This is a genomic window from Xanthomarina sp. F2636L, from assembly GCF_026410195.1.
In the GTDB taxonomy this organism is placed as follows: Bacteria; Bacteroidota; Bacteroidia; order Flavobacteriales; family Flavobacteriaceae; genus Xanthomarina.
In genome coordinates, this window is the sequence record NZ_JAPMLM010000068.1 from 832080 (window position 1) to 840832 (window position 8753).

Consider the following 8753-nt stretch of genomic DNA (forward strand, 5'->3'; position numbering starts at 1 on the left):
AATATTTAAAGTTAACTAGACTCTTTAAATTTTATTACATTTCATGAAGATATTTCATGTTATTATGAAGGTTTAATTTATGAATATTTTAGTGTCGATGGCTTTTTAGCTGATGGTTGTTTTAAAATGGGACTAGAAAATTGCTTATAAATTAAATAGCCATATAGATATTACTAACCTATATGGCTATTTAATTTAATTTTATGTTTTTAAAAAAATAACAGCATCTTTCCTTATTCTATTTTTATTTAAAGGAGTTATCGTATAGAGTTTAATTTAAGAAATATCATGGTATATAATTTATTCTGTTATTATAGAAAACCTTTATAACAATTTAACGAAAAAGTATAAAAGCGATCCTAATTCTATTAATTTAAACCTTTTTAAAAAATTAAAGGAATCGTATTCTAGAGATTAATTTATGAGTTGTATTATAAGAAACATATTGTTGAAAGTTGTACTTCTTTTGTCAGTATGTTCTGCTTATTCACAAAATATCTCCATAAAGGGTCAGGTTACAGACTCTCTAAAAAGCCCTTTAGAATATGCTAATATTTTGGCTATCCCTGAATTAGAAAACAAAGACATACGTTTTGCCATAACAGATTCTAGAGGTAATTTTTTATTAAAACTTGAATCTGAACAACAGTATAAATTAACTATAAGTTATTTAGGATACTTCCCGAAAGAAATAAATATTATTACTTATAACGAAGACATGAATAAAGATTTTGTTTTAGTTGAAGACGTTAGTAAACTAAATGAAGTTAGTTTAACATATAAAATACCAATTTCGGTAAAAAAAGATACCATTACATATAGAACGGATGCTTTTATTACTGGTGAGGAACGTAAACTTAGAGATGTTTTAAAAAAACTTCCTGGAATAGAAGTGGATCGTGATGGCAATGTAACAGCCCAAGGTAAAAAAATTACGAAAGTATTAGTAGAAGGAAAAACGTTTTTTACTGGAAACAGTAAGTTGGCAGTTAATAATATTCCTGCCGATGCTGTAGAAGAAGTTGTGGTGTTAGATAACTATAATGAGATTGCCATGCTTAAAGGCTTACAAGATAGCGAAGATATGGCCTTGGATATAAAACTTAAAGAAGATAAAAAAAAGTTTGTTTTTGGAGATGTTGAAGCTGGAGCTGGGATTAAAGAACGATATCTTGTTCATCCTAAATTATTTTATTACAGCCCTAAAACCAATTTGAATTTTATTGGAGATTTAAACAATACAGGAAATAAGAGATTTACTTTTAATGATTATTTAGAGTTTGAAGGTGGTTTTGGAAAGCTTATTGAAGATGCTGGAAGCTATCTTAATTTAATGAATAGTGATTTTGCAAAGTATTTAATCAATCAAGATTTTAAATCAAATACCAATCAATTTGGGGCCTTAAATATTAGACAAGCTATTAGTCCTGTAACAGATATTAGTGGTTATGTAATAACAAATAACTCTAAAACAGAAACTTTAGATCTTACCGAGAATGTATATTTAGACAACACAACACCGTTTAATGAAACTAGAACCGAAAACAATAAATTTAACACCTTTTTTACCATTGCAAAACTCACTTTAGATTACGAGCCTAGTTTTAAAGAAGATTTGGCTTTCAATAGCTTTGTTAAAGTTTCGAATTTGAATAGTTATGGTTTTATTAATACCATAAATCCAACTCAAAACAATACTATTAAAACGCAAATAGATAGTAAAAACTTAAACATAAAACAAAATGTAAATTACAGTTTAAAATTATCGCAGGACCATACAGGAGTTCTTGAAGCCACTTATAATTTTCAAAATGATAAGCCTATCACTAACTGGCTATCAAATCAGCAAATTCTACAAGGTTTAATTCCATTAGAAGATGATGTTTTTTATAATGTTTTTCAAACAAAAAAACTGAAAACACACAATTTTAATGGGTTAATTAAAGATTATTGGGTATTAAATAATTACAATCATTTATACATGAGTTTTGGGACAAATGTCGCATTTAGTGATTTATATACTAATGACGAACAAGTGCTTACAGATGGACAAGTAAACAATTTTTCAGATGCTGGTTTTGGCAACGATTTTAGTTATCAATTCTTCAACACCTTTATAGGGTTAGAATACAAATTCCAAATTGGGATTGCTACTTTTAAACCAGCTTTATATTATCATTTTTACTTTTGGAATACCAAACAGTTTGATTTGAGTTATACAAATAACAAAGCTTTGCTTTTGCCTCAATTCACAACAAAATTGGAATTTAATAATAGTGAAAAAATCAACTTTAAATATCAATTAAATACGCAATTCCCAACGGTTGACCAATTGGCTAGTAATTTTGTGTTGTCTAGTTTTAATAGCGTTTTTAAAGGGAATCCTACTTTAGCTAATCAATTGTATCATTCAGTAAGTTTAAGTTATTATAAATTTAGCTTATTTAAAGGGCTAAGTATTAATGCAATGCTTAAGTACAATAAAAAAGTAAAACAGTTTAAAACTGTAACCCAGTTACAGGGTATCAATCAGTATGACACATTAATTTTATTTGACCAACCAGAGAATACATGGTCTTTTAATGGAGCCTTTGCAAAAAAGATTAATAAAGTTCGTTATAAATTTAGAACTAGTTATAGTTATAATGATTTCTATCAATTATTAAACAATGAAACCAATAAGAATATCTCAAAAGGGGTATCATCTACATTAAGTCTTGAAACATTTTTTAAAAAATGGCCAAATTTTGATATAGGCTATACCAAAGAATTTAATACGTATGAAGCATTTAACAATAAAACAAAATTTGAGAATGACATTTTTTTTGTAAACCTTGAATATGATTTTTTAAACGATTTTATTCTTAAAATGAATTATAGTTTAGATGCCTATAAAAACAAGAGTGTTACCTTTAATAATCGGTTTGATAATGCAAATGCTTCTTTATTTTATAATAAAGAGGATTCTCCTTGGGGATTTGAAATAGCAGTAACTAATATATTTGACACAAAATATAAACAACAAAATTCTTTTTCTAGTTTTTTAATAAGTGATAGTAAAACTTTTATCATGCCAAGAATACTTATGTTTAAGATATCTTATAAGTTGTAATTCTTATTAAATTCTTCCTAAATACTAGAAATCGTTCTTAGATTTTCGTATTTTTCCACTACAATAAAATGACAGTAACATGATTAATAAAAAAGTGGCAAATGTTCATGAAGCTCTTGATGGGGTTCAAGATAATATGACCTTTATGCTTGGGGGTTTTGGACTTTGTGGGATTCCAGAAAACAGCATCAACGAGCTTGTAAAGTTAAACTTAAAAGGCTTGACTTGCATTTCAAATAATGCAGGAGTCGATGATTTTGGCCTGGGTTTACTACTTCATAAAAAACAAATAAAGAAAATGATTTCGTCTTATGTAGGTGAAAACGACGAGTTTGAACGTCAGATGTTAAGCGGCGAATTAGATGTAGAACTAGTTCCACAAGGAACTTTGGTAGAACGTTGCCGTGCAGCGCAATCTGGTTTCCCTGCATTTTTTACACCTGCAGGTTATGGAACTGAAGTGGCAGAAGGCAAAGAAGTAAGAGAGTTTAATGGAAAAATGTATGTCTTAGAACATGCCTTTAAAGCCGATTTTACTTTTGTAAAAGCTTGGAAAGGCGATGCAGCAGGGAATTTAGTTTTTAAAGGAACAGCAAGAAATTTTAATCCAGCCATGTGTGGATCTGCAAAAATTACCGTTGCTGAGGTGGAAGAATTAGTTCCTGTTGGAACTCTAGATCCTAACCAAATTCATATTCCAGGTATTTTTGTACAACGTATTTTTCAAGGGGAAGCTTATGAGAAACGTATTGAGCAACTTACAGTTAGACAAAGAGATTAATCAATTTGATGATTAAATGATTTGAAAATGAAAAATGACAAAGATAATTTAATCGTAAAATTAACATTTACACTAGCTATTGATGTTATTTCATTTTCTGAAGAAATTAGAGCTAAAAACAAATTTGAAATGGCGTCCTAAATTTTTAGAAGTGGTACTTCTATTGGAGCTAATATTAGAGAAGCTCAAAATGCTGAAAGTAAAAAAGACTTTATTCATAAATTTAAAATTTCAGCAAAAGAAGCTGATGAATTAGAGTATTGGCTAAAACTTTGTGAGTCATCTGAGTTTTATCCGAATCCAAATGAAAAATTATTAAAAGATTTGAAATCTGTAATTCTAGTTATTTCTAAAATTATATCAACTAGTAAAAAAAGCTAATTTTCAAATCATCAAATTAACACATTATCAAATAAAATTATGTTAGATAAAACAGGAATTGCTAAACGCATAGCTAAAGAAGTACAAGATGGCTACTATGTTAATCTAGGAATTGGTATTCCAACTCTAGTAGCTAATTATGTAAGAGACGATATAGAAGTGGAATTCCAAAGTGAAAACGGAATTCTAGGAATGGGGCCTTTTCCTTTTGAAGGCGAAGAAGATGCCGATCTTATAAATGCAGGAAAACAAACTATTACCGCTTTACCTGGAGCTAGTTTTTTTGACTCCTCCATGAGCTTTTCTATGATTCGTGGACAACACGTAGATTTGACCATTCTTGGCGCAATGGAAGTAGCAGAGAATGGCGATATAGCCAATTGGAAAATACCAGGAAAAATGGTAAAAGGGATGGGTGGTGCCATGGATTTAGTTGCTAGTGCCGAAAATATTATTGTTGCCATGATGCATACCAACAGAGCGGGCGACTCTAAACTACTTAAAAAATGTAGTTTACCTTTAACGGGCGTAGGCTGTGTTAAAAAGGTGGTGACTAATCTAGCCGTTCTAGAAGTTACTGAAAATGGATTTAAACTCTTAGAACGTGCTCCAGGAGTTTCTGTAGAAGAAATCCAGAAAGCTACAGAAGGTACTTTAATTGTTGAGGGTGATATTCCTGAAATGAGTATTTAGAATATTTAAAAGCCTAAAACACTTTATATAAATTTTAGCCATAATGTCTTGGATATGTATTATTAACATTCAAGACATTATGGCTTTTCTTTTTTTAAACTTATTATTTTCAATAACTCATTGTAGGAAAAGTAATAATAATTTTTATTAAATGTTAAAATTTAATGTATTTCATCGATTTATTATGTATTTTAGCTGAGTAACTCAAAAAAAGTTTCATATTAGCAGAACCAAATCAAAACAACTAATTAACCTAGTTCTTTAAAAAATTGAGTTTGTAATTTGCCCCAAATCTATTATAAATTTAAGATTTAAAGAAAACAAAACCCAAATCTACCAAAAACCTACTTATTATGAATTTTGCCTCAAATCTACCTAAACAACCTACAAATTACGAGAGCAAACTTTATACAAGTTTGCAAAGTACTGGACGCTTTATTAAAAGTTTACTGTATTTGACTAAAAAAATATTCATGCTATAACCCTTTTGGAATAGCATGAATTAATTTTTTGGTATAGTCTTTCTTCGGGTGGTTATAAATAACATCTGCATCGTCCATTTCTTCAATTTGTCCTTGATTCATTACAATTAATTGATCGGACATATATTTTACCACAGCTAGATCGTGTGAAATAAAAATATAAGTAAATCCAAAATTCTCTTTTAAATCGTTCAACAAATTAAGTACTTGTGCTTGAACAGAAATGTCTAAAGCGGAAACAGACTCATCGCAAATAATTAATTTTGGCTCTATAGAAATGGCTCGCGCAATACCAATTCGCTGTCTTTGTCCTCCAGAAAATTCATGAGGATATCTATTAAAATACGTTTCATCTAAACCAACTTTCAGCAATAAATCTAAAACGAGATTTTTTCTTTCTTTCTCTGAAACTCCAATACCATGAACTTTCATTGGTTCCATAATGGCTTTCCCAACAGGAATTCGTGGATTTAATGAAGCATAAGGATCTTGAAAAATAATTTGAATGTCTTTTCTAAGTTTTCTTACTTCTTTTTTAGTTAGTTTATTGATATTTAATCCGTTATATAAAATAGACCCAGATGTGGCTTTATCCAATTGTAAAATGGCATTTGCTAGAGTAGATTTCCCACAACCAGATTCTCCAACTAAACCAAGGGTTTCACCTTCATATAATTTAAAATTAACTTGATCTACAGCTTTAAAAACTTCAGGTTTAGAAAACCAACCAGGTTTAGAAATATAAGATTTCTCCAAATTAATCACTTCTAATAATGGTGCTTTAGAATAAATGTTTTTATGAAATAGCTTTCTGTCTTCGCTAGAAACAATAGACCTATCCGTAGTTTCATTCATAAAATCTTTTATGGTAGGAAGTCTTTTTAATCGCACATCTAGGGAAGGTTTGGAGTTGATCAAGGCTTTTGTATAAATATGTTCGGGACTTTTAAAAATTTGAAGAACAGAACCTTGCTCTACAATATTCCCTTGATACATAACTAAAATCCGATCTGAAATTTCAGATACCAGAGATAAATCGTGCGAAATAAAAATAATGCTCATGTCTTCTTCAGCCTGCAACTGTTTTAAGAGTAAAATAATTTCCTTTTGAACGGTAACATCTAAAGCTGTTGTTGGTTCGTCTGCAATCAAAATTTTAGGTTTACATGCTATTGCCATGGCAATCATAACCCGTTGCTTCTGACCACCAGAGATTTCATGCGGATAAGCTCTATAAACGCGTTCCGGATTTGGGAGTTTTACCTTTTTAAAAAGTTCTAAAGTCTCAGTTTTAGCTTCCTTTTTAGAGAGTTTTGTGTGCTGTAATAAAATTTCTAATACTTGTTTTCCACAAGACATGGATGGATTTAAAGAACTCATAGGTTCTTGAAAAATCATGGCAATATCGTTCCCTCTTATTTTTTGAAAATCCTTGGAATTAATTTTAGTTAAATCTACACCATCATACAAAATACTTCCATTGGTTGTTTTTGAAATTTGTTTTGGTAATAATCCAAGTATAGCAAGAGACGACACCGATTTTCCAGAACCGGATTCTCCAACAATTCCAAGAATTTGATTGGTTTTTAAATTAAAGGAAATATTATGGATAATCTCTTTCTCAATCTTATTGGAAATAAAGGAAATAGATAAATTTTTAATATGAAGCAAATGAGTTTTCTGCATACGTAAATGTAGCTATTTTGCAATTTTTAATTACGGTTTTTCCGTAAATAAATTAAAAGCTATTGTTTTTTATCGAAAATATTAATTTTAATATTACCATTTTCACAAAAAAAAGTTACATTCATGGGATTTTTAATAAATATTAACCAAAATAATTAAATTATTATCATGAAAAAAACCCTCACACTAGTAATTTTATGTTTGTTTTTTAGTGGATACAGTTTTGCTCAAGAGCGAAATTGTGCTTCTATGGATAACTTAGAATACAGAATGCAACAAGACCCTGGTCTAGCGCAAAAAATGGCTCAAATTGAAACTTACACTCAAAACAAGATTCAAAACATGGAACAAAATAGAATTGATGGTTCTATTATAACAATTCCTGTGGTTGTCCATGTTATTTACAGCAATTCTAACGAGAATATTAGCGATGCACAAATCTTATCGCAAATTCAAGTATTAAACGACGATTTTAGAAGAATGAATTCTGATGCCAACAACACGTGGTCTCAAGCTGCAGATACACAGATTCAGTTTTGTATGGCGACTGTAGATCCTAATGGAAATCCAACCAATGGAATTACTAGAAAGTCTTCAACAAAAACATCTTGGGGAACCAACGATGCGATGAAAAAGTCAGCTCAAGGTGGTGTAAACCCTTGGGATACATCACAATACTTAAATATGTGGGTATGTAATATTGGAGGAGGAATTTTAGGCTACGCACAATTTCCTGGAGGAAGTGCATCTACTGATGGTGTTGTAATTGGTCCAAATTATTTTGGAAGTATAGAAGGAGGCTCTGGATTTTACCTATCGTCTCCTTTCAATTTAGGAAGAACAACAACTCATGAAGTAGGTCATTTTTTAAACCTGCGTCATATTTGGGGCGATGGTGGATGTTCTGTAGACGATTATGTTAGCGATACACCAACCTCAGATGCTGCAAACTATGGTTGTGCTACCGGACATGTGTCTTGTGGAACCACAGATATGGTACAAAATTATATGGATTATAGCGACGATGCGTGTATGAATCTATATACACAAGGTCAGAAAAACAGAATGCGTGCAATCTTACTTCCAGGAGGTTCTAGAGCTAGTCTTGGAGCTTCAACAAAATGTGATGGAGGTGGAAATACCCCAACTTGTTCAGATGGCGTTCAAAACGGTAATGAAACAGGTGTAGATTGTGGTGGACCAGATTGTGCACCTTGTGAAACTTCTTGTACAGATAATGAAGTTATTGTATCTATTAAATTTGATAATTATCCTGCTGAGACAGCATGGTCACTTAAAAATAGTTCAGGTACAACCGTAGCTTCTGGTGGAACTTATGGGTCTGCAGCTGGAGGATCTACTATCTCTGAAACCTTATGTTTACCAGACGGATGTTATACATTCACAATCACGGACACTTATGGCGATGGCATCTGCTGCTCTTACGGTAATGGAAATTACTCTGTTACAGGTTCTACTGGAACATTAGTTTCTGGGAGTTCTTTTGGAAGTTCAGAAGCCACTGATTTCTGTTTAGGTGGTGCACCAGCTCCAACATGTACAGATGGTATTCAAAATGGTGATGAAACCGGAGTTGATTGTGGAGGTTCATCTTGTG

The 8753-nt window shown here is 31.1% G+C and carries 5 protein-coding genes and 1 pseudogene; 5 read left to right on the plus strand and 1 reads right to left on the minus strand.

The features are described 5' to 3' along the window. Positions 1-448 precede the first annotated feature (448 nt). The 4 genes and pseudogenes from OS191_RS11150 to OS191_RS11165 all read left to right on the plus strand — a co-directional run bounded on the left by OS191_RS11150 (position 449) and on the right by OS191_RS11165 (position 4967). On the plus strand, positions 449-3112 hold the full coding sequence (locus OS191_RS11150; RefSeq protein WP_267155766.1) for a carboxypeptidase-like regulatory domain-containing protein: 2664 nt from the start codon (positions 449-451) through the stop codon (positions 3110-3112). 79 nt (positions 3113-3191) lie between these two features. Then, entirely contained in the window at positions 3192-3893 is a 702-nt protein-coding gene (locus OS191_RS11155; protein WP_267155767.1) for a CoA transferase subunit A, read from the plus strand. Positions 3894-3920: 27 nt separating this feature from the next. Beyond that, a pseudogene (locus OS191_RS11160) lies at positions 3921-4274 on the plus strand (four helix bundle protein). A 39-nt stretch (positions 4275-4313) separates the two neighbouring features. Beyond that, complete coding sequence (locus tag OS191_RS11165) at positions 4314-4967, plus strand: 3-oxoacid CoA-transferase subunit B (RefSeq protein WP_267155768.1); 654 nt, start codon at positions 4314-4316, stop codon at positions 4965-4967. A gap of 476 nt (positions 4968-5443) precedes the next feature. On the opposite strand, the gene OS191_RS11170 is transcribed toward OS191_RS11165, so the two are convergent. Beyond that, a complete protein-coding gene (locus OS191_RS11170) occupies positions 5444-7135 on the minus strand; it encodes an ABC transporter ATP-binding protein (RefSeq protein WP_267155769.1) in 1692 nt (563 codons plus the stop codon). A 168-nt stretch (positions 7136-7303) separates the two neighbouring features. On the opposite strand from OS191_RS11170, the gene OS191_RS11175 reads away from it, so the two are divergent. After that, positions 7304-8753, plus strand: a 1450-nt coding sequence (locus tag OS191_RS11175; protein WP_267155770.1) for a zinc metalloprotease, incomplete at its 3' end; no start/stop codon positions are given.